Source organism: Arthrobacter sp. JUb119 (assembly GCF_024807995.1).
Lineage (GTDB): Bacteria > Actinomycetota > Actinomycetes > Actinomycetales > Micrococcaceae > Glutamicibacter.
In genome coordinates, this window is the sequence record NZ_JANUFE010000001.1 from 295565 (window position 1) to 316215 (window position 20651).

Annotated in this window: 21 protein-coding genes; 9 read left to right on the forward strand and 12 right to left on the reverse strand. The window is 62.3% G+C overall.

The window, feature by feature from the left end; all coding sequences use genetic code 11:
• Positions 1-29 precede the first annotated feature (29 nt).
• Positions 30-761 (reverse strand): amino acid ABC transporter ATP-binding protein, encoded by a 732-nt coding sequence (locus tag M2368_RS01505; protein ID WP_181148852.1) that lies wholly within the window; start codon positions 759-761, stop codon positions 30-32.
• Between the two features lie 177 nt (positions 762-938).
• On the opposite strand from M2368_RS01505, the gene M2368_RS01510 reads away from it, so the two are divergent.
• The 3 genes from M2368_RS01510 (at position 939) to M2368_RS01520 (ending at position 2363) form a co-directional block, all read left to right on the forward strand.
• The gene (locus M2368_RS01510; protein WP_105661516.1) at positions 939-1724 is read left to right on the forward strand and encodes an LOG family protein; all 786 of its coding nucleotides are present in this window, start codon (positions 939-941) and stop codon (positions 1722-1724) included.
• A gap of 3 nt (positions 1725-1727) precedes the next feature.
• The gene (locus M2368_RS01515; protein WP_105657528.1) at positions 1728-2072 is read left to right on the forward strand and encodes a DivIVA domain-containing protein; all 345 of its coding nucleotides are present in this window, start codon (positions 1728-1730) and stop codon (positions 2070-2072) included.
• 123 nt (positions 2073-2195) lie between these two features.
• On the forward strand, positions 2196-2363 hold the full coding sequence (locus M2368_RS01520; protein WP_013349509.1) for a DUF3117 domain-containing protein: 168 nt from the start codon (positions 2196-2198) through the stop codon (positions 2361-2363).
• Between the two features lie 96 nt (positions 2364-2459).
• Here the strand turns inward: M2368_RS01520 and M2368_RS01525 are convergent, their stop codons facing one another.
• A complete protein-coding gene (locus M2368_RS01525; protein WP_332488629.1) occupies positions 2460-3125 on the reverse strand; it encodes an O-methyltransferase in 666 nt (221 codons plus the stop codon).
• A gap of 138 nt (positions 3126-3263) precedes the next feature.
• Here M2368_RS01525 and sigE point away from each other — a divergent pair, with 138 nt between their 5' ends.
• Together sigE and M2368_RS01535 are read left to right on the forward strand one after the other, a co-directional pair.
• Positions 3264-3881: an RNA polymerase sigma factor SigE gene (gene sigE / locus M2368_RS01530; protein ID WP_105657526.1), complete on the forward strand. Its 618-nt coding sequence runs from the start codon at positions 3264-3266 to the stop codon at positions 3879-3881.
• Between the two features lie 77 nt (positions 3882-3958).
• Entirely contained in the window at positions 3959-4363 is a 405-nt protein-coding gene (locus M2368_RS01535; protein WP_105661515.1) for a sec-independent translocase, read from the forward strand.
• Between the two features lie 12 nt (positions 4364-4375).
• Here M2368_RS01535 and M2368_RS01540 read toward each other — a convergent pair whose 3' ends face one another.
• Genes M2368_RS01540 through M2368_RS01550 form a run of 3 tightly spaced genes read right to left on the reverse strand, consistent with a single transcriptional unit; the run spans position 4376 to position 7384 of the window.
• A complete protein-coding gene (locus M2368_RS01540; protein ID WP_105661514.1) occupies positions 4376-5479 on the reverse strand; it encodes an Mrp/NBP35 family ATP-binding protein in 1104 nt (367 codons plus the stop codon).
• A 3-nt stretch (positions 5480-5482) separates the two neighbouring features.
• The gene (locus tag M2368_RS01545; protein ID WP_105657523.1) at positions 5483-6091 is read right to left on the reverse strand and encodes a DUF1003 domain-containing protein; all 609 of its coding nucleotides are present in this window, start codon (positions 6089-6091) and stop codon (positions 5483-5485) included.
• A 42-nt stretch (positions 6092-6133) separates the two neighbouring features.
• Positions 6134-7384: a magnesium transporter MgtE N-terminal domain-containing protein gene (locus M2368_RS01550; RefSeq protein ID WP_105657522.1), complete on the reverse strand. Its 1251-nt coding sequence runs from the start codon at positions 7382-7384 to the stop codon at positions 6134-6136.
• A gap of 132 nt (positions 7385-7516) precedes the next feature.
• Between M2368_RS01550 and M2368_RS01555 the strand changes: the two genes are divergently transcribed.
• A complete protein-coding gene (locus M2368_RS01555) occupies positions 7517-8374 on the forward strand; it encodes a YflT domain-containing protein (RefSeq protein ID WP_498723943.1) in 858 nt (285 codons plus the stop codon).
• A gap of 86 nt (positions 8375-8460) precedes the next feature.
• Here the strand turns inward: M2368_RS01555 and M2368_RS01560 are convergent, their stop codons facing one another.
• The gene (locus M2368_RS01560; protein ID WP_332498433.1) at positions 8461-10008 is read right to left on the reverse strand and encodes an aminopeptidase P family protein; all 1548 of its coding nucleotides are present in this window, start codon (positions 10006-10008) and stop codon (positions 8461-8463) included.
• Positions 10009-10073: 65 nt separating this feature from the next.
• Between M2368_RS01560 and M2368_RS01565 the strand changes: the two genes are divergently transcribed.
• Positions 10074-10919, forward strand: coding sequence for a PHP domain-containing protein (locus M2368_RS01565; protein ID WP_105661512.1), 846 nt, complete (start codon positions 10074-10076; stop codon positions 10917-10919).
• Here M2368_RS01565 and M2368_RS01570 read toward each other — a convergent pair.
• The 6 genes from M2368_RS01570 to M2368_RS01595 form a co-directional block, all read right to left on the reverse strand.
• The gene (locus M2368_RS01570) at positions 10904-11788 is read right to left on the reverse strand and encodes a DNA-methyltransferase (RefSeq protein WP_402734981.1); all 885 of its coding nucleotides are present in this window, start codon (positions 11786-11788) and stop codon (positions 10904-10906) included. The two genes, M2368_RS01565 and M2368_RS01570, sit on opposite strands and share 16 nt — an antisense overlap.
• A gap of 78 nt (positions 11789-11866) precedes the next feature.
• Positions 11867-13492 carry a DEAD/DEAH box helicase gene (locus tag M2368_RS01575; protein WP_105657519.1) on the reverse strand — a complete coding sequence of 542 codons (1626 nt, stop codon included), beginning with the start codon at positions 13490-13492 and terminating at the stop codon, positions 11867-11869.
• A gap of 264 nt (positions 13493-13756) precedes the next feature.
• The gene (locus tag M2368_RS01580; protein WP_498723944.1) at positions 13757-15202 is read right to left on the reverse strand and encodes an RNB domain-containing ribonuclease; all 1446 of its coding nucleotides are present in this window, start codon (positions 15200-15202) and stop codon (positions 13757-13759) included.
• Between the two features lie 121 nt (positions 15203-15323).
• The gene (locus M2368_RS01585; RefSeq protein ID WP_105657517.1) at positions 15324-15545 is read right to left on the reverse strand and encodes a DUF3107 domain-containing protein; all 222 of its coding nucleotides are present in this window, start codon (positions 15543-15545) and stop codon (positions 15324-15326) included.
• A gap of 64 nt (positions 15546-15609) precedes the next feature.
• Positions 15610-16233 (reverse strand): TetR/AcrR family transcriptional regulator, encoded by a 624-nt coding sequence (locus tag M2368_RS01590; protein ID WP_332594820.1) that lies wholly within the window; start codon positions 16231-16233, stop codon positions 15610-15612.
• A gap of 138 nt (positions 16234-16371) precedes the next feature.
• Positions 16372-17691 (reverse strand): glutamyl-tRNA reductase, encoded by a 1320-nt coding sequence (locus tag M2368_RS01595; protein WP_332498431.1) that lies wholly within the window; start codon positions 17689-17691, stop codon positions 16372-16374.
• A 148-nt stretch (positions 17692-17839) separates the two neighbouring features.
• Here M2368_RS01595 and hemE point away from each other — a divergent pair, with 148 nt between their 5' ends.
• Positions 17840-18895 carry a uroporphyrinogen decarboxylase gene (hemE, locus tag M2368_RS01600; RefSeq protein WP_498723945.1) on the forward strand — a complete coding sequence of 352 codons (1056 nt, stop codon included), beginning with the start codon at positions 17840-17842 and terminating at the stop codon, positions 18893-18895.
• A 106-nt stretch (positions 18896-19001) separates the two neighbouring features.
• A complete protein-coding gene (gene hemG, locus M2368_RS01605; protein WP_332488640.1) occupies positions 19002-20594 on the forward strand; it encodes a protoporphyrinogen oxidase in 1593 nt (530 codons plus the stop codon).
• The last annotated feature ends 57 nt before the right edge of the window (positions 20595-20651 follow it).

Below are 20651 nucleotides of genomic sequence, written 5' to 3' on the forward strand. Positions count from 1 at the left end.
TTCCTCCTATTGGATGCGTGATGATGAAATTAGTGGTTGGTGATCAACTTGCCAAGGAAATCCTTGGCACGGTCGGATTTGGGATTGGTGAAGAATTCCTCAGGAGTGGCCTGCTCGACGATCTGGCCGTCGGCCATGAAGATCACGCGGTCCGCCGCCTTGCGGGCGAAGCCCATCTCGTGGGTGACCACGAGCATGGTCATGCCTTCCTTGGCAAGACCCACCATGGTGTCCAGGACCTCGTTGATCATTTCCGGGTCCAGGGCACTGGTTGGCTCGTCGAAAAGCATCACCTTCGGCTTCATGGCCAGTGCGCGGGCGATCGCCACACGCTGCTGCTGGCCGCCAGAAAGCTGTGCGGGCAGTTTGCCGGCCTGATTGGCCACGCCCACACGCTCCAGCAGCTGCATCGCCAATTTCTTGGCCTCATCCTTCTTCATGCCCTTGACCTTCATCGGACCGAGGGTCACGTTCTCCAAGATCGACTTGTGGGCAAAGAGGTTGAAGGACTGGAAGACCATGCCGACATCGGCCCGGAGATTGGCCAGTGCCTTGCCCTCTTCGGGAAGGGTCTTGCCATCAATCTTGATGGTGCCTTCGTCGATGGTTTCCAGTCGGTTGATGGCGCGGCACAGCGTGGACTTGCCCGAGCCCGACGGGCCGAGGATCACAACGACCTCGCCCTTGGTCACTTCGAGATTGATGCCGTTGAGCACATGCAGCGCACCGTAGTGCTTATTGACCCCAGTCAGCTGGACGATAGGGCCTTCAGAAGAAGCTTGAGCCTGATGATCGCTTTTCATGTTGTAGACATTACTTGATGTGACGGCGACTACGCGACCCGTCGACCATGTCACACCTAGTTGTTATCAAACTGTTCTCCAATCCGCGGTAGGTCACATCCGAAGATGCGCAGGAGTAACCGATAGAGTGAAGCTATGGTTCATCAGCGTAAGAGTGAAGAAAATGCCCGGGTCGGGCAAAAGCGCCACATCGAAGCGAGCTGGCCAGGAAAGCAACCGGAAGATCAGCTTGACCACCATCTTCTGGAAAGCCCGCAGGTCGATGTCACGCATAGCGACGTGTGGCGCGTGTTGCGAATCCAATCGGAATTCGTCTCCGGCTTTGGAAATATGGCCGGCACCGGTCCTGCCATCGCGGTTTTCGGTTCCGCGCGCACGGATCCAGGCAGCCCGTACTATGCGATGGCCCAGCGTGTCGGCAGCCGCTTGGCCGAGGAAGGCATCACTACCATCACCGGTGGCGGCCCCGGCGCCATGGAAGCGGCCAACAAGGGAGCTGCTGACAAGGACGGCGTTTCCGTAGGCCTGGGCATTGAGCTGCCTTTTGAAACCGGACTGAATGCCTGGGTCAACAAGGGCCTGAACTTCCGCTACTTCTTCGTGCGCAAGACGATGTTCGTGAAGTACTCGCAGGGCTTCATCGTGCTCCCCGGGGGTTTTGGCACCCTGGACGAACTGTTCGAAGCATTGACCTTGGTCCAGACCAAGAAGATCACCAGCTTCCCGATTGTGCTTGTGGGCACCGAATACTGGGGCGGCCTGGTGGACTGGATGACCAAGACGCTCGTTGCTGAAGGCACCATTTCGCCCGGTGATCTGGACTTGTTCACTATCACCGATGATCCTGATGAAGCGGTGGATCTGGTGCTGCGTGCGCATAAAGAAAACCTGAAGGTCGGCGACCTGGCGAAGGGGCAGTAGGCGATGCCGTTCCTCCTTGTTGCCATCGCAGTATTGCTGGTGGGTGCTGTTGCGCTGCTGCTGTCCAGCCAGCGGAAGAATGTACCGGCAGGTCGCCACTTCGAATCCACTGGGGAGCCCATCACGGGATTGGTAGAGCACCAGGCTTCGTTGCCGCCGGTGCTGCTGGCCAAGAATCCGCGCGCTGAAGATGTGGAGAAAGTTCGCTTCTCCTTGGGCTTGCGCGGTTACCGCTGCGACCAGGTGGATGAGGTGCTCGATGTCCTCGCGGCAGAAATTACCGAGCTGGAGAATACGGTTCGTGACCTTGAGTCACGGCGTGTGATTAGCGACACGGGCGAAAATTAGTAATAATAAAAGATAAGTGTCCCAACTCAGCAGGGAATCCTTGCTGAGGATGGACTAGGCATTCGGTTGTATGCACGGCAAGCGCCAGTGCATGCGTTAGCCACAGACGAAGGGAACAGCTTAATGGCTGCTATGAAGCCACGCACCGGTGATGGACCAATGGAAGTCGCTAAGGAAGGCCGCAGCCTCATCTTGCGCCTGCCAATCGACGGAGGCGGACGACTGGTAGTCGAGTTGAACAACGACGAGGCAACCGAATTGCGTGAGTGCCTGCTCAAGGTAACTGAGTAAGCTTGCCCAAGTTCTAGCTTTGGCCGCACGGGTTGCTGGTGCGGCAATCGAGGACCGACAGAAATGTCGGTCCTTTGTTTTTCCCGAAATCAGCCGCTAGAGGCGGGTCGCGGCCTTGGCAGGAAGGACAGTGGCCACAAACAGGCCCTGCTCGGTAGGGAACAGGTGGGTCTGCAAGCGCGGGTCCTCGCGCAGCATGCGCAGCGCATCTCGGGTCGTGACGGTGGAGGGGCGGCGAACCGCGGGCTTGGCTAGGCGGTGCTCGTCGTAGGCGTTGTTCACTATGATCACTCCGCCGATTCCGACCAGCCGCTTGGCCTCGGCCACGTACTCGAGCAGCAGCTCAGCGCCGGCGTCGATGAGTACCAGGTCGTAGGCGTGGTCGGCCAAGCGCGAGAGCACGTTCTCTGCGCGCTCGTTGATAATGCGGGCGCGGGCCGTCGGGATGCCTGAATCGCGCAGGCCCTGGCGCATCGCGTTGGCGTGCTCCAGATCCGATTCAATCGCGGTCAACGTCATGGCGTTGCCCATGACCTCGAGCATCGCCAGCGATGCGACACCCACACCGGATCCGATCTCCACGATATTGCGCGGCTGGCGCAGGGTGCAGAGCATCTGCAGCATCGAGCGGCCGGCCTGATCGATGCAACGCACGCCCAGGTCTTCCGCACGTTCGCGAACCGGGGCGACATGCTCTGGTTCGTTGACGTGGTTCTGGGTATAGGTCCAGCTCGCGAAGAGTTCTGGATTCATCGATGGCATCGGCGGAGGTCCTCAAGGGTTGAATTGGCGGGGCCAGTTCCCATCGTACCTACGTCGTTACCTGAAGTTGTTGAACTTGGAGGTTCTCGCGCAGGGTATTCTTAGCTTCAGCTCAGCTTCCCATTTCATACTTGGAGTGTGAACAATGCACGAAGTGAAACAGTTTCTTCTACGGTGACTGCCGAAACCACGACTCCGACATGGGATCAGATGGTCCAAGAACATGGGCAACGGGTCTTCCGTTTGTCCTACCGTTTGACTGGTAACCGCCAAGATGCCGAGGACCTCTCGCAGGAGGCATTCGTTCGCGCATTCAAAGCCTTGGAAAATTACACCCCCGGAACCATGGGCGGGTGGCTGCACCGCATTACCACCAACCTGTTCCTGGACCAGGCTCGGCGCAAGAGCAAGATCCGCTTCGACCGTTTCGCCGAGGGATCCGAAGACCGGATGCCCGGTACCGCGGTAACCCCGGAACGCTATTTCGAATTCAACAACTTGGATGTCGACGTGCAAGAAGCCCTGCGTGCGTTGTCGCCGGAGTTCCGTGCCGCTATTGTCCTGTGCGATATGGAAGGCTTCTCCTACGAGGAAGTCTCACGCATCCTGGATGTCAAGCTCGGGACCGTGCGTTCTCGCATCCACCGTGGCCGCGCCATGCTTCGTGATGCGCTCGCTCACCGCAATCCAGCCAACCGCCCTGCAAAGACCATGTCGTTGCCGCGCATCCCGCGAGGCTTGCGCGCCGCCAGCTAACCCCGTTCATCGCGTGTTCACCGTTGGCGTGGCGCGGTGACTTCGTTAGTGGCACTGGAACAAGGTAATCTTCTTACGTGGATCTTTTTGGTATTAATGGTGGCGAGTTTATCGTTCTCGCCGTGCTGGCGGTCGTTATTCTGGGCCCCGAAAAGCTTCCTGAGTACGCCAAAAAGCTAGCGAACCTGGTCAAGGAAGTGCGGCGCATGGCCAATGGCGCCAAGGAGCAGCTGCGCGAGGAAGTAGGCGACGAGGTTGCCGACATCGACTGGAAGAAGCTGGACCCGCGCCAGTATGATCCACGTCGAATCATCAAGGAGGCGCTTGTCGATGAATTCGACGACGCCGTGAATGCCGCAAAGGGTTCTCCAGCCAAGACCGTGGCCCCAGCACCGGTGCGCACCGCGGTCCCTTCGGCTACCGCGCAGCAGCTGCAGCTGGGCGCCAACGAATCGGCCCCCTTCGACTCAGAAGCCACCTAGGCCCAGAAGTCCTCAGAAAGACATCGGCAGTGATCGCCCGGCAAGCCCGCGCGGTCGCTGTTCCAATTTCCCGGCCAATTCACGCATCGCTGCCGCGGCCGGTGCCCCCGGGGTGCTGAGCACTACCGGCTGGCCCTGATCCGAACCCACGCGTACGGACTCTTCCAGCGGAATCTGGGCCAGCATCCCAACAGGGTAGCCCAGCTGCTGGCTCAGCGATTCGCTGAGCTTGGCACCGCCACCGGAACCGAAGACCTCCATGCGCGACCCGTCGGGCAGCTGCAGGAAGCTCATGTTCTCAACAACCCCGATCACCTTCTGATGGGTCTGCAAGGCGATGGTGCCGGCGCGTTCGGCAACCTCGGTAGCCGTGGACTGCGGAGTCGTGACCACCAGCAGCTCGCTATTGGGCAGCAGCTGGGACACGGAGATGGCCATGTCCCCGGTGCCTGGCGGCAGGTCCAGCAACAAGTAGTCCAGGTCCCCGAAGTAGACATCCGAGAGGAACTGCTCCAGGGCCCGATGCAGCATCGGGCCGCGCCAGATCACCGGCTGGTTGGAATCCAGGAACATGCCAATGGAAATGACCTTCACTCCGTGCGCCACCGGCGGCAGGATCATGTCATCAACCCGGGTGGGGTTCTGCGAAATACCCATCAGCGAGGGAATGGAGAAACCATGGACATCGGCGTCGATCAGGCCGACCTTCAAGCCCTGGGAGGCTAGCTGGCAGGCCAGATTCGCGGTAATCGACGACTTGCCCACGCCGCCCTTGCCGCTGGCCACAGCGATCACCCGGGTCAGGGAAGCAGGATCGGAGAACGGGGTGCGGCGGCTGGCCAGTGACTCGCGCAGCTCCGCGCGCTGCTGCGGATCCATGACGCCCAGGCTCACCTCAACGCGCTGCACCGCTGCTACGGTCAGCAGGGCCGCGGTGGCCTCTTCCTCGATGGTGGAGCGCATCGGGCAACCGGCGATGGTCAGCAAGATCTTGACCTTGGCGGTGCCATCGGCCAGGACAGCTGATTCCACCATGCCCAATTCGGTGATCGGCCGGCGAAGCTCCGGGTCGTTGACCTTTGCGAGGGCGGCTAGGAGTTCTGGCGTGGTGCTCAATGCTTATTTGCTCTTCCGGTGCTGGCCCTGCTGGGGCTTGACGGTTTCGATCATCCCGGTTTGCGGGTGCGAATTCTTATTGCCGCCCTTTTTCTTCGCGCGCAGGTGCAGCTCTTCGCCATCAGAGGTTTCCAGCAGCTCTTCAAGCACATTGCGCAGTTCGGAACGCACGTAGTCGCGGGTGGCAACATCGCGCAGTGCCAAGCGCAGGGAAGCCAGCTCGCGGGTCAGGTACTCGGTGTCGTACAGATTGCGTTCAGCACGGGCGCGGTCCTCGGTCAGCGAGACGCGGTCGCGGTCATCCTGGCGGTTCTGCGCCAGCAGGAGCAGCGGAGCCGCGTAGGAGGCCTGCAAGGAGAGCATCAAGGTCAGCGCGGTGAAGCCGATGGTGGCATCGTCAAAACGCCAATTGATCGGGGCGACCGAGTTCCAGATCAGCCAGAAGGCGCAGAACACCGTCATGTACAGCAGGAAGGTCGGGGTGCCCATGAAGCGGGCGAACTTCTCCGTGGCCGAACCAAAGAGGTCGGGGTTCGGGGAGAACCGGGGCCAGAAGCGTTGTCGTGCTGCAAGCGGGGTATCCAGGCCGTTACTCTTGCGCTGCTCAGCCATAGCTGGAACTCCTTTGCTGCTGATGGGTGGGTGGGGCGTTGGCTAGTCTTGGGAACGCCAGTCATCCGGGAGGATGTGGTCCAGCACGTCATCCACGGTGATGGCCCCTACAAGCCGGCCTTCCTTGTTGGTCACGCCTACGCTGGTGAGGTTGTAGGTGGCCAAATGGCGAACCACTTCGGTGATATTGGCCAGATCCGACATGGGCTCCAGCTCCGTATCAAGGATATCGCCCAGCGGCTCCGGGGGAGCGGCACGCAGCAGCGCCTGGATGTGGACTTGGCCCAGGTAGCGTCCCGTGGGCGTCTCCAGCGGCGGGCGCACCACATATACGGTCGAAGCAAGCGCCGGGCTCAATTCCTCCAGGCGCACCGAGGCCAGGGCTTCAGCGACCGTGGATTCAGGGGTGAGAATCACCGGAACCGGGGTCATGATCGACCCGGCGGTACCTTCCGGGTAGGCGAGCAAGCGGCGGACATCCTTGGCCTCTTCCTCGTTCATCAGATCCAGCAGCTGGTGCTTGGTCTCTTCGCTGACTTCAGCCAGAAGGTCGGCCGCGTCATCCGGGTCCATTTCCTCAAGCACGTCCGCGGCACGTTCCAGGCCCAGGGCGGAAAGGATCTCCACCTGCTCGCGGTCCGGAAGTTCCTGGAGCACGTCGGCCAGGCGCTCATCTTGCAGATGGGCCGCGATTTCCAGGCGGCGCTTCTCATTCATTTCATGCAGGGCGTCAGCAAAGTCGGCAGGCTTCATCTCATCGTGGGCGGCCACGAAGGTGTCAGCGGACTGCGGTTCATTCTTCGAACCGTGGCTGACCTCGTCCCAGGAGACCAGCACCTTGTTGCGGCGGCGCGAACGCAGTCCCAGCAAATTGGCCGTCGGTTCTCCACGCTGGACATAGTATTCGTTGATTTCCCAGTCCCCGCGACGGGTCTGCGCCAAACCGATGTCCTCGATGACACCGCGACCGGAACCATCAACGAAGGTGATGGTGCGGTCGAACATTTCGGCGACAACCAGAATTTCCTGGCCGCGCTGCTGGAAGCGGCGCATGTTCACCAGGCCGTTGCAGATCACCTGGTTGGCTTCCATGGACTGGATGCGGGTCATCGGAACGAACACCCGCCGTTTGCCGGGGACCTCGACGACCAAGCCCACGCAGGCGGCGGGTTTCTTGGGGCCGCGGGAGACCACCACGACATCGCGCAAGCGGCCTAAGCGGTCGCCCAAGGGGTCAAAGACATCAAGCCCGAGCAGCCGGGCGACGAAGATTTTAGACACTTGTGCGCTCACCCTCCTAGACTATCGCGTTTCAGCCCCGTTCCCGGTGTGCAAAGCCACAGGGCCAGTGCTGTTTCTTTCACCCTCAGCGATAGTTGCTTCACAACTAGGCAGGCTCACAGTAAACCTGTGCACAATATAGTTATGACCTCGCCTCATGGAGTAAATTCGATTAGCACCAGCGGCCTGCCGCGCGGAGAACTGCTTGGACGTTACACCAGCTATCTCGACGCGCAGAAGCTCGTGGATTACCTGGCCGATAATGATTTCCCGGTCGCCGCGGTAAGCATCGTCGGCAATGACGTACGCACCGTGGAGCGAGTCACCGCGAAACTTTCCTACCCGCGCGTGGCGCTGGCTGGCGCGGCCCAGGGCGGCATGATGGGCCTGTTTGTCGGCCTGCTCCTGACCCTCTTCGGCGGTGGCGGCAACGGGCTGTACCAGATTCTCTCCGCCATCGGCCTGGGCATGGCTATTTGGATGATCGCTGGCGTGATCAGCTATTCGACCCGTCGCGGCAAGCGCGATTTCGCGTCCTCCAGCCAGTTCGTGGCCACCAGCTTTGACGTGGTGGTGGATTTCGAGCATGCGCAGTCGGCCCGCATCCTGGCCTCCAAGCTGCCCATGCGTCCGCAGCAGGCACCTGCGCAACCAGTTGCCCAAGCCCCGCAGCAGCAGCCTGCCGAAGCTGCCGCACCGTCGGCCCAGGCAGCCGCTGCAGTGCCGGCCACGCCTGCGCAGCCGGCCGCCGAGGAAGAGCGCAGCTCGCAGTTCCCCGACCTGCCCGATGGGCGTCCCCGCTATGGCGTGCGCGTCAACGAAGCCAAGCCAGCTGCGCCAGTTGAGCCGGTCGAGCAGCCAGCCAAGGACGAAGCGCAAGCACCGGCCGCCGAGGCCAAGGACACGCAGGACCTGTCGCAGGTAGAGCCGCGAGTGGATACTTCGCAGCAGCCTCAGGCCCCGGTCCAGGAACCAGCGCCTCGCAAGGATCCTGAAGCATAGGGACCAGCTAGGCCAAAGAAAGGCATGGGCGCAGTTACCTCGGTAACTGCGCCCATGCCTTTCGCTGGTTAACGCTGCGGGACGAATTAGCCGCGCAATTTAGCCATCCACGCTTCAACTTCCTCAGGCTTGCGTGGCAGGGCAACGCTCAAGTTCTCGGCGCCATCGGCGGTGACCAGGATGTCATCCTCGATGCGCACGCCCAGGCCGCGGTACTCCTCAGGGATCGCCAGATCCTCGTCCTTGAAGTAGAGTCCGGGCTCGATGGTGAAGACCATGCCCTCCTCCAGCTCGGCATCCAGGTACAGCTCGGCGCGTGCCTGGGCGCAGTCGTGCACGTCCAGACCGAGATGGTGGCTGGTGCCATGCGGCATCCAGCGGCGGTGATGCTGCCCCTCTGGATCCATGGCTTCTTCCACAGATACCGGCAAGATGCCCCACTCGGAGAGCCGCTCAGCCAAAACGCGGGTAGCCACCAGATGCAGGTCGCGGAACTTCAGGCCCGGCTTGGCCGCAGCGAAGGCGGCATCGGCGGCATCCAGCACGGCCTGGTAGACCTTGCGCTGCACCTCGGTGTACTTGCCGGACACCGGCAGCGAGCGGGTGATGTCTGCGGTGTACAGGGATTCGGCCTCGACACCTGCATCCAGCAGCAGCACCTCGCCCTGCTTGACGGTTCCGGTGTTGCGGATCCAGTGCAAGATGGTGGCGTTGTTGCCCGAGGCGGCGATGGTGTCGTAGCCCAGCTCGTTGCCTTCAAGCCGGGCGCGGGCGAAGAACGCGCCTTCGACAACGCGTTCGCCGCGTTCGTGCGCGACGGCCTTGTCCAGGTTGCGCACCACGTCTTCGAAGCCGTTGATGGTCGCGGCAACCGACTTGCGCAGTTCGGCGATTTCGTACGCGTCCTTGACCAGGCGAAGCTCGGAAACGAACTCGGCCAGCTCGGTATCCAGGGCATCGCTGGCTTCCAGGTCCTGGCCGGTGTTGATGCGCGAGGTATCCACCAGCGCCTCGATGTTCAGATCCACCTCGCGCACCAGACGGATGCGGATGCCGCCCAGGGCCTGCGGGCCGGAATTCTTGGTGATCGCGATTTCCAGCTGTTCCAACGAATCGGTGGGCATCCCGGTGCGCGCCGACAGCGAGGACAGGGTTGGGCGCGGGCCCACCCAGAATTCGCCGGAACGCGAATTCAAATAGAAATCGGTGGTGTCGCGGCCGGCCATCGGCGCGAAATACAGGGTGGAAACGTGGTTGGAGCCGTGCTCGCCCACGCCGTCATCGGTCGGTTCCATGACCAGTACGGCGTCGGGCTCGTGGTCGACGCCCAGGCCGGTCAGGTGGGCGAACGCCGAATGCGGGCGGAAACGGTAGTCCGTATCGTTGGAGCGGACCTTGAGCGGGCCTGCCGGAATGACGATGCGCTCACCGGGGAAATTCTCCGAGAGCTTGGCACGGCGAGCGGCTGCGTAGCTGGCAGCGGCATCTTGTTCTGGCAGATCAGAAGTGTCTTGCGCCCACGAGGAGGCCATGAAGTCCTGGAATGCCTTGGACGTTGGACGCTGGGAACGGTTGTTCACGCGGTCTTCCAACGGCTGATCAGTGCTTGGTGCAGATGAATCTTGATTGGTCATGTTCCAAGTGTGTCACCATCAGCTGTATCCCAGCAAAGAATCAGCGCAGGGGATAACCTAGGCATATGCGAATCGACCTGCACACCCACTCCAATGTGTCCGACGGAACTGAAACTCCGGCCGAGCTCATGCGCGCCGCTTCGGTTGCGGGCCTGGATGTCGTGGCGTTGACAGATCATGACCAGACCACCGGTTGGGCCGAAGCCGCGGCGCAAGCCGGGAAGCTGGGACTGGGATTCATACCGGGCATGGAAATCACCTGCCAGGATACCCACGGCATCAGCGTGCATCTGCTCAGCTACCTGCATGACCCCACCTACCAGCCGCTGCTCGATGAGCTGGATATTGCGCTGAACTCGCGGATCGTTCGTGCCCGCCGCATTGTCGACCTGCTGGCCGAGGACTATCCGATCAGCTGGGATCTGGTGGGGGAGCATTGCCTGCCGGGTTCAACCGTGGGCCGCCCGCATATTGCCGATGCGCTGGTGACCGCGGGGGTGGTGGATAACCGCAATGAAGCGTTCGCCAACATCCTCTCCTCGCGTTCGCGCTACTACGTTTCGCATCCAGCGGTGAATCCTGCCACTGCGGTGCAATTGGTGCGGGAAGCCGGTGGCGTTCCGGTGTTCGCGCATCCCAAGGCCTCTGCACGCGGACGGGTAGTTCCCGATTCCACCTTCTACGAGATGATCGATGCCGGGCTAGCGGGGGTCGAAGTGCACCACCGGGACAATACCGCCGAGGGAAAGGCCTGGTTGCTCCAGCTGGCCGCAGATCGCGATCTGATTGTCACCGGATCCTCCGACTACCACGGCACCGGAAAGCTGAACCGGCTCGGCGAGAATCTCACCGAGCCGGAAATGCTGCATAGGATTATTGCCCAGGGGAACGGAACTCAGGCCTCGATATAGCTGGTGCTTCCAGGCAAACGAGCCTTCATCACCTCGACGGCCTCGGGGTTCTGGTCAATCAACACATACTGGCGTCCCAGCTTCGCGGACACCGCACCGGTGGTGCCTGAGCCGGCAAAGAAGTCCAGCACCCAATCGCCGGGGCGCGACGACGCGGCCACAATCCGGCGCAGCACGCCTTCGGGCTTCTGCGTCGGGTAGCCGGTCTTTTCCTTGCCGGTCGGCGAGACGATGGTGTGCCACCAGACATCGGTCGGCAACTTGCCCAGGGCGCGCTTCTCCGGGGTGACCAGGCCGGGAGCCATATACGGCTCGCGGTCCACCTCGGCCGAATCGAAGTGGTACTTCTTCGGATCCTTCACGTAGACCAGGATGGTGTCGTGCTTGGCCGGCCAGCGGCTCTTGGCGCGGGCACCATAGTCGTAGGCCCAGATCAGTTCGTTCAGGAAGCAGTCCCGGCCGAAAATCCCATCGAGCAGCACCTTCACGTAGTGCACCTCGCGGTAATCGAGGTGCACATAGAGCGTGCCGTCCTCGGCCAGCAGGCGGTGGGCCTCGCGTAGCCGCGGCTCGATGAAGCTGAGGTAGTCGTCGAAGGTATCGTGATACGAACGGGCGATCCCCAGCTCGGTGTTGTACTCGCGTCCCTTGAATCCGGTGCGATCGCCTTCGCCTTCGGCAGCGCGAACCATGGTGCGCTGGGCACGGGTCTGCTTGCGCCCGGTGTTGAACGGCGGGTCCACATAGATCAAGGTGAAGCTTTGATCGGGCAGGGTGCCAAGGATGGAGAGGTTATCACCGTGATACACGGTATTACCCGAGGCTGGAACGACGGACGCCGGGGCATCCTGCGTTCCAGCGTCGGGCAAAGCTGGTTCTTCGGGTAGAGCGAGCACCGCTGGTGTGGGTTCCTTTCGGAAAAGTTGGCTGACCGGTTGGACTGGGAATTAGTCCTGGCCGCCTGCTTCGGTGCTGCGGGTGCGACGGCGCGGACGGCGTCGGCGGGCAGCGGATGCGCCCTCGGTCGCCTCCTGCTCCCCGCCGGAAGCATGGGTTTCGCGGTGGCGCTCGTTTTCGCGTGCCGGACGGTCCTGTTTGCCCTTGGAGTGGCCGTGGCGTGCGCCCTCCTGTTCGGCGCCGGAGTCCTGCGCACCGCGCTGCTGGGTTTGCTCGCCGTTCACGGTGCGGGTGCGGGTACGCGAATTGCTGCGGCGGCGCGGGGTGCGCGCCGAATCCTCGCGGCGTGGCGAGCCATCGCCCTCAGCTGCCGCGGTCTTCTTGGCACGCTGCAAGCGGCCCTTGGTGCCCTTGGGGATTCCCAAGTCGGCGAAGAAATGCGGCGAGGACGAGTAGGTCTCTACCGGCTCGGGAACGTTCAGGCCCAGCGCCTTGTTGATCAGCGACCAGCGGGGCACCGAATCCCAATCCACGAAGGTGACCGCAATACCGGTGTTGCCGGCACGACCGGTGCGGCCTACGCGGTGCAGATAGGTGTTCTCATCATCCGGGCACTGCAGGTTGACCACGTGGGTGACGTCATCCACGTCGATGCCGCGGGCCGCGACATCGGTAGCTACCAGGATGTCGACCTTGCCGGCGCGGAAGGCCTTCAAGGCCTGCTCGCGGGCGCCCTGGCCCAGATCGCCGTGCAGCGAACCGGCGTTGAAGCCGCGGTCCACCAGCTCATCGGACAGCTTGGCAGCCGAGCGCTTGGTCTGGGTGAAGATGATGGTTTTGCCGCGGCCTTCTGCCTGCAGCAGGCGGGCCACCATCTCGTCCTTGTCCATGTTGTGCGCGCGGTAGACCAGCTGGCGGATGTTGCGCTTGGTCAGCGAGTCATCATCGCCGGGATCCTGGGCGCGGATGTGGGTGGGACGGGTCATGTAGCGGCGGGCCATGGTGATCACGGCGCCGGGCATGGTGGCGGAGAACAGCATCGCCTGGCGTACCGGCGGCAAGGCGGCCAGAATGCGCTCGACATCGGGCAGGAAGCCCAGGTCCAGCATCTCGTCGGCCTCGTCCAGTACCACGGTGCGAACCTGCTTGAGGTTCAGCACGCGCTGGCGGTTCAGGTCGATCAAGCGGCCCGGGGTGCCGACAATCACGTCGGTGCCGGCCTTCAGGGCATTGATCTGCTCTTCGTAGGGACGGCCGCCGTAGATGGTGGTGATCGAGATGTTCGAGTGCTTCGATGCCTGGGCCAGGTCGGCGCCGACCTGGATGGCCAGCTCGCGGGTCGGGGCCACGATCAGTGCCTGCGGGGCACCGGGGAATTCAAGATCCCCGTAGCCCTTGTCGCCTTCGCGGATCACGCGCTGCAGGGCAGGGATGCCAAAGCCCAGGGTCTTGCCGGTGCCGGTCTTGGCCTGGCCGATGATGTCGTTGCCGCCCAGGGCAACTGGCAGGGTCAGGGCCTGGATGGGGAACGGGTACTCGATCCCGGCTTCCGAAAGCGAAGCAACGATGTCTTCGCGAACCTTCAAATCGGCAAAGCTCTGCTTGATCGGCTCTGCGATGGTTGGCTCATTGTCTTGTGGTTCGGCCACTGGGGCCGAAAGCGTCGTGTCAGTCACGATGTCTTTGTTCTCGTTTCATGTGGGCACGGTACCTGCTCCATTCCGGCTTGCAACAAGCCAGGAGCATGCGGATACCGCACGAATCCAGCGGAGCCGATCGCTACTTTCACGTTAGGTGGCTTGGTCAAGCACCTGCGGGATGGCGGCCGCTGGGAAGTCGCCATAAAACTGTTTCATCTATCAGCCCATTGCGATCGGGCATCCTATTTACTAATAGGCCAAGCATAGCCGGTTTTGCCCGGAAACCCGGGTTTAGGAGTCTCAGGCCACGATTTCGAAGCTGATCTTGCGGGCCACGGGATCAGCTTGGACCAGCTTTACGCGCACCAAGGTGCCCGGCTGGGCGGAACCGGAAAACTCTCCGGTGACCGGTTCATCGGCCAGCTGCAGCACTCCGGGACGAATCTTTCCATCTTCCTTTTGCTCGGCTGACTTCAGCACGATGGCTTGGAATTCTTCCCCGACACGTGTTTTGAGCACATAGGCTTCGAGCAGGTCGACGGCCGCATTGTTCACCCGGTTGGCGGCAATGCTGCTGGTACGCATCAGCCCGGGCAGCTCTTCCAGGGCCGAGGCGAGCTGCTCGGGGATCGGTTGGCCGGTGGAAAGCAGGTGGCAGGTGAGTAGCACGAAGCGGTCCACGAGCCGGCGCAGAGGCGCGGTGGTGTGCGCGTAGGGTGCCGCCAGTGCCGCTTGGATCAGTTCCTCTTCGGGCTGCCCGGCTATGACCCGGTAGTCCGCACCGCGGAACAGCGCGGCGGCACGATGCATGATCACCAGTTGCTTCGGGTCGCTGACATCCAATGCATGCAGGTACTGCCCATAGCTTTGCGTTGCGTCCCACGGCGTGCCCAGCAACTGGGTCTGGGTGCGGAATTCCTGCTGGTCCGCTTCATCCGGTGCGGGCATGGTGCGCAGGATGCCCACACCGGCCTCGAGCATGATGCGGGCTGCGGCTATGCCGGTGAGCAGGGAAATCTGCGCGTTGTGCCCTTCCAGGGGCAGCGGGGTGCGGCTGACCAGCTTATAGCCGTCGCCTGCTTCTTCAATTTCCTGGTCCGGCAGGTTCAATGAGGCGCCGCCGCGCAGTTGCTCCTGCAGCAGGCGCGCAGCACCGATTTCGGCGAGCAATTCCAGCTGCTCATCGGGTTCCCCCGAATCCAGCCGGGCCTGGGCGGAGGCGTAGTCGAGCTGGGCGCGGGAACGGATGCGCGCGCGGTTCAGCTGGACCTCGCCCAAGGCGCCATCGGCATCCAGGGAAATTTTCCAGTGGAAGGCCGGCCGGTCCTGGTCTGGCAGCAGCGAGCCCTGGTCTTCGGAAATCAGGGGCGGGTGCAAGGTGATCTTTCGGTGCGGCAGGTAATAGGTCTGACCGCGTTGGCGGGCCACCTGGTCCAGCTGGCTGCCCAAGGTCACGAACGCGGGAACGTCCGCGATCGCATAGTGCACGGTATAGCCCTGGCCGTTTCGTTCAAGGAACATCGCCTGGTCGAGATCGGTGGCGCCGAGCGGGTCAATGGTGAAGAACGGGATGCCGGTGGCGTCTTCTTCGGGGTGCTGGACCTGGGCTACCGCCAGTTCCGCGGCTTTCAGGGTTTGCTCGTCGAAGGGTGCCGGTACCTCGACCTCTGCTTCAAGGCCGAGCAGTAGCTGGGCCAGCGAGTTGGCGGGAACCGGGCGGGGGCTGCGGATTCTTCGTTCAGTCACCCCTTAGCAATACCATGACTCGGTGAGTCAAATCACCATTTGGGCGAAGAAATAGCCGGTTTCGCTTCTAAGCGAAACCGGCCACCAGCTGCCAAGGCGATGCCTCGGCGCGCAACAAGCTCTACTGTGCGAAGCCGACGCGGCGGACTTCTTCCGGGCCAACCTCAACGTAAGCGATGCCAGCAGCAGGCACCAGGACCTCGCGGCCCTTTGGATCCTTCAGTGCCAGAACGGTGCCGTCGGCGATCGCCTTCGAGACCAGCTCATTGACTTCGGCGTTGCTGAGCTCGGATTCAAGTACAACTTCGCGGGCTACATTCTGAATGCCAATGCGGATTTCCATGATTGTCGCAGATCCTCTCGAACGAAATAGGTGTCCCGTATGGGGCCTCTGAACACTAATTTAGCTAGTTTTCTTTCGGGAACTGCGAAATTCCGCGCCAAGCTAAACGGGAGATGAGATCCACGGCGGCATTCTGGTCCACCGAGGAGCTGCTGGTGGCCCAGTAACGCGCCGAAACCTGGGAGAGGCCTGCCAGGGCACGGCCTGCCAGCAGGCCTTCCTCCTCGCTCATGTCGGTATCTTCGACCACGACGCGGGCGATGGAGGAAGCCAGCGAACTGTTGAACTGCTCGATGCGATGGGCGATCAGCGGGTCCGAGAGCACATCGGATTCGAAGATCAGGCGGTACGCCTGGGATTCGCCCTTGATGTAGCTGTAGTAGGTGTTGATGGTGGCGAAGACGCGCTCGCGATTGTCGCTGGTGGAGCGGATCGCTTCATCCAGCTGACGGCTGAAGTCGGCCAGGTGCGAATCCAGCAAGGCGAGGTAGAGTTCGCGTTTGCCGGGGAAATGCTGGTAGAGCACCGGCTTGGAAACCAGGGCGACTTCAGCGATTTCGTCCATGGACGCACCATGGTACCCATGGGCCACGAAAACCCGGTGCGCTGCCTGCAGCAGCTGGCGACGACGCGCTTCACGGGGCATCCGTTGCGGGCGGGTGCCTTTGATATTTTCGAGTTCCGTCATGTCGAATGGGGCCTTTCCAGCTGCAGAGTGATCAGCTCCCAAGTCATCAAAGGAATTCTCGGGTGGATAATCTACTTGGAAGTAGTATTCCATGCTTCTGTGCGGAAAGTGGAAATATGCTGGGGGAAATCAGGTTTTCTACGCTGATTTGGCTTCCGGGGCGGCTGGACAGTTGCCCGGGGCCTGCGTAGTCTCCGATTTCCCGGGCTCCGGCTGCGAGAGCTCCAAGCCGTAGAGGGTTTCCAGGGCCGAGACATATTCGCCGGTGCGGCCTTCGCCTGCCAGTTCGCGGGCACGCACGGTAGGCACATGCAAAAGCTGGCGCACCATGCGGCGCATGGCCAGCTCGACTTCTTCGGCCGCGGCGCTGCAGCCGTGCTGGGCACGGACCTTCGCGATCTCGGCATCCAGAACGGCTTTGGTGTGCTGGCGCAGCGCGACAATCGCGAAGTCGGCCTCGCGTTCACGCTGAGCGGCGGCAAATTCTGCGGTGGCGTTCTTGACGATGCGGCTAGCCGCGTGAACGGCCATGGCCTGCTCGGTCGGGGCGGCCATGCGCACCGATTCCAAGGTAATCAGTTCAACATCGGGCAGTTCGACCATGGTCGGATCGAAGTCGTGGGTGAGCGCCATGTCGATGGCGATCAGCGGGTGCTTCTTCACGCGCAGCGCTTCGAGCTCTGCACGGGCCAACTGGTGACCGCCGCCGGAGCAGCCGACGATGATGTCAGCTTCGCGCAGGGCCTGCGGCAGCAATTCGTCGCTGAGCGGGAAGCCGCCGCGCTTCGCGGTGAAATCTGCGGCGCGCCCGGAATGGGAGTAAACCGAAATTCGCTGGACGCCGCGTTCCTTGAGCAATGCCATGGTGGCGCCAGCGTAGGAACCGGTGCCAAAGAGCACAACATCCTGCTCGGACCAGTCGCGGCCTTCAGTGGCCAGTTCTTCGGCCAGATCGAGGGCCACCGAAACCACGGACTTGCCCTGGGTGCCAAGGTCGGTATTCGAACCGACATCCTTGGCCGCGCGGGTGGCGTTCTGGAACAGGCGGGTGAGGTTGCTGGTTGTGGTCTTCTCTTGCTGCGCCTGGGTCAGTGCTCGACGCACCTGGCCAGCGATTTCGCGTTCGCCGACAACGGCCGAGTCCAGTCCGGCGCCTACGGAGAAGAGGTGCTCAACTACCGGGTCGCCTTCCAGCGTGGTGAGACGGCGGGCCAGGAATTCGGGGGAGAGGTCGGTGCTTGCTGCCAGCTCGTTGACCAGATGTTCTGCTGCGTCCTCCACGTGGTCCACGTCTGCGTAGACTTCGAAGCGGTTGCAGGTGGCCAGCACGACGGCGCCATTGATAGCCGCCGAACCGTTAACGGAGGCAGCTGCCAGCCCGTCGGCCGAAGCACTGATTTGTGCGACGGTCTCCAGATCGAGCTGGGAATGCGATGCGACAAGAGATAAGAAAACCACAGTGACCCCAGAATAGGCCGGAAAATACCGGCAGACAACGCAGGTGTGCCTAAATCCGCATGGTTCCAAGGGGTTAGTTTGCTCACCTTCCCCTGCGGGCGAACGCAGTAAATGGGCTTTTAATCTGAAGAGTTGGCAGAATTGGGGCATGACCCTGTCGCAGAACCATCCGTTGATTGATGGACGTACCCAAGATTCCGCTTTGATCCAAGCTTTGACCGGCAAGAAGCCGTCGCATCACCCGGTGTGGTTCATGCGCCAGGCTGGCCGTTCGCTGCCTGAATACCTGAAGCTGCGTGAAGGGGTGAGCATGCTCGAATCCTGCCTTGACCCTGCCATGGCCAGCGAGATCACCTTGCAGCCGGTGCGCCGCCACAAGGTGGACGCCGGCATCTTCTTCTCGGACATCGTCATCCCGCTGCGCCTTGCAGGCATTGGCGTGGACATCGTGCCAGGCGTTGGCCCGGTGCTGGACACCCCGATTCGCACCAGGGAGCAGGTAGCTGCCCTTCCGGAGCTGACGGACGAGTCGCTGGAACCCATCCGCGAAGCCGTGCGCTTGACCGTGGCCGAGCTGGGCAAGACCCCGCTGATCGGTTTCGCCGGCGCGCCATTCACCGTGGCCGCCTACATGGTCGAGGGCAAGCCAAGCCGAGACCACCTGGGCCCGCGCACCATGATGCACACCGACCCGGATGTCTGGGACGGACTGATGACCTGGGCTGCCGACGCCTCGGGCAAGTTCCTGCGGGCGCAGGTTGAAGCCGGCGCCTCGGCCGCGCAGCTCTTCGACTCCTGGGCTGGTTCGCTCTCGCTTCCGGACTACCAGAAGCACGTCGCCCCGTACTCGGTGAAGTCCCTGGACTACGTCCGCGAACTGGGCGTGCCGTTGATCCACTTCGGCACCGGCACCGGCGAACTGCTCACCGCCATGCGCGATGCTGGCGTGGATACCGTGGGCGTGGATTACCGCATCCCGCTGGAAACCGCGATTGAACGCTTGGGCCAGGACGTTTCGGTCCAGGGCAACATCGACCCGGCGTTGCTCGATGCCCCGTGGGAAGTTCTCGAGGCGCACGTGCGCGAAGTGGTTGCAGCAGGCAAGAAGGCCCGCGGACATGTGGTGAACCTGGGCCATGGCGTTCCGCCAACCACCGACCCAACCGTGTTGACCCGTGTGGTGGAGCTCATTCACTCGCTGTAATTCAACAGGTCTAAGCTAGGTTTAACGCTGTGTTCCAGCTGGCCCCCGAGGCCATGGGCAGGGAACAGGGCATCGGCATATTGTGAAGGTAGAAGGTGCTAGGCACGTGAGCAAGGAACAGCGCAATCTGCGCGCAGGGGATTCAGCTGAAGCCACTGGGGCGTCCAAACCGCGACGCGATATTGCCAACGATGCCGCAGCGCATGCCTTGCGCCTGCTGGAAAAGGTGCGCAGCGCCAGCGAAGCTCGCCTAGCGAAGACCGAATCGGCCGATCAGGCCCAGAAGCCGCTGGCCCCGCATGCGGTGGTGATTGGCGGCGGCATCGCCGGCCTGGTCGCTGCCCGTGAACTTCGCCAGACCGGACACGAAGTGACCGTGCTGGAAGCAACCGCGAACTTCGGTGGCTGCGTGCGCACCACCGAAGTTGCCGGCATGGAGATTGATGCTGGCGCGGAATCCTTCGCCCTGCGTGGCGGCATTGTTTCCTCCTACCTCGACGAGCTGGATCTAGGCGGGCAGATCGCCAGGACCTCCGGAGAGCGGGCCTGGCTCATCCAGGGGGAAGAGCAGGAAATTCATGCTCACCAGATGCCTGCCACCGCAATGCTGGGCATCCCGGGCAATGTGCGCACCGACGAGGTGCGCGGCATCATTGGCCGACCGGCCACCGTGCGTGCCGCAGCGGATCTGATCACGCCAATGAACAAGAAGTGGGCCACGGAGAACCTGACCATCGCTGAAGTGGTCCGTTCCCGCATGGGACAGGCGGTACTGGACCAGCTGGTGGCCCCGGTCATCAACGGCGTCTATTCCACCGACCCTGCCAAGATTTCCATTGACGCCGCCGCGCCTGGCCTGCGCCAAGCCATGCAGGAGACCGGTTCGCTGGCCCGCGCCGTCACCCGGCTGCAGGCTTCGGCTCCGGCTGGTTCCCGTGTGGCTGGCCTCAACGGCGGCATGTACACCATGGTCGAAGCCCTGGTGTCCCAGCTGGAGCAGGCTGGCGTTGCGCTGGTGCGCAATTCGCCGGTGACCTCCTTGCGCCACGATGCGCAGTCGCCAACTCCGTATGCAGTCACGACCTTGGGCCATGAACTGCTCGCTGACCGGGTAGTTCTCGCGACGCCGGCCGAGCCGGCACTGGACCTGCTGAACCCCCTGCTGGCACCAGAAGAGCGGATCGCCGGCGAAAGCGGTGCCAATGCCATTGCCTTGGCGATCTTGGTGGTCGATAAGCCGGAACTCGATGATGCCCCGCGCGGATCGGGTGTGCTGGTCTCCAGGAACGCCCCGCTGACGGCCAAGGCTCTGACCCATTCCACGGCCAAGTGGCCCTGGCTCGCCGCAGAGGCCGGCCCTGGCACCCACGTACTGCGCCTGTCCTTTGGACGAATCGGCGAACATGAGCAACTTGTCGAATCCGGAGATGATTCAGCTCTCATCGACCAGGCAATCAAAGATGCTTCAAAGATTCTCGGTGTTCAATTGCATCTTGATGATGTCTTGGGCAGCACCGTTTCACGCTTCAGCGACATGGTTCCGCTGCAGGGCCAGGCCGCTACCGCGCGCCGCGCGCAACTGCAGCGCAGCCTGTCGGGCTTCGAAGGGCTCGATGTGGTTGGCGCATGGATTGCCGGCACCGGACTGGCGCGAGTTATCGCCCAAGCCCGCAGTGCCGTCGCGATCAGCGCCCGCTAACCGCACCCGGGCCAACTATCCTGGACTTTTGTCCGAAACCAGATCAAGGAGAATATC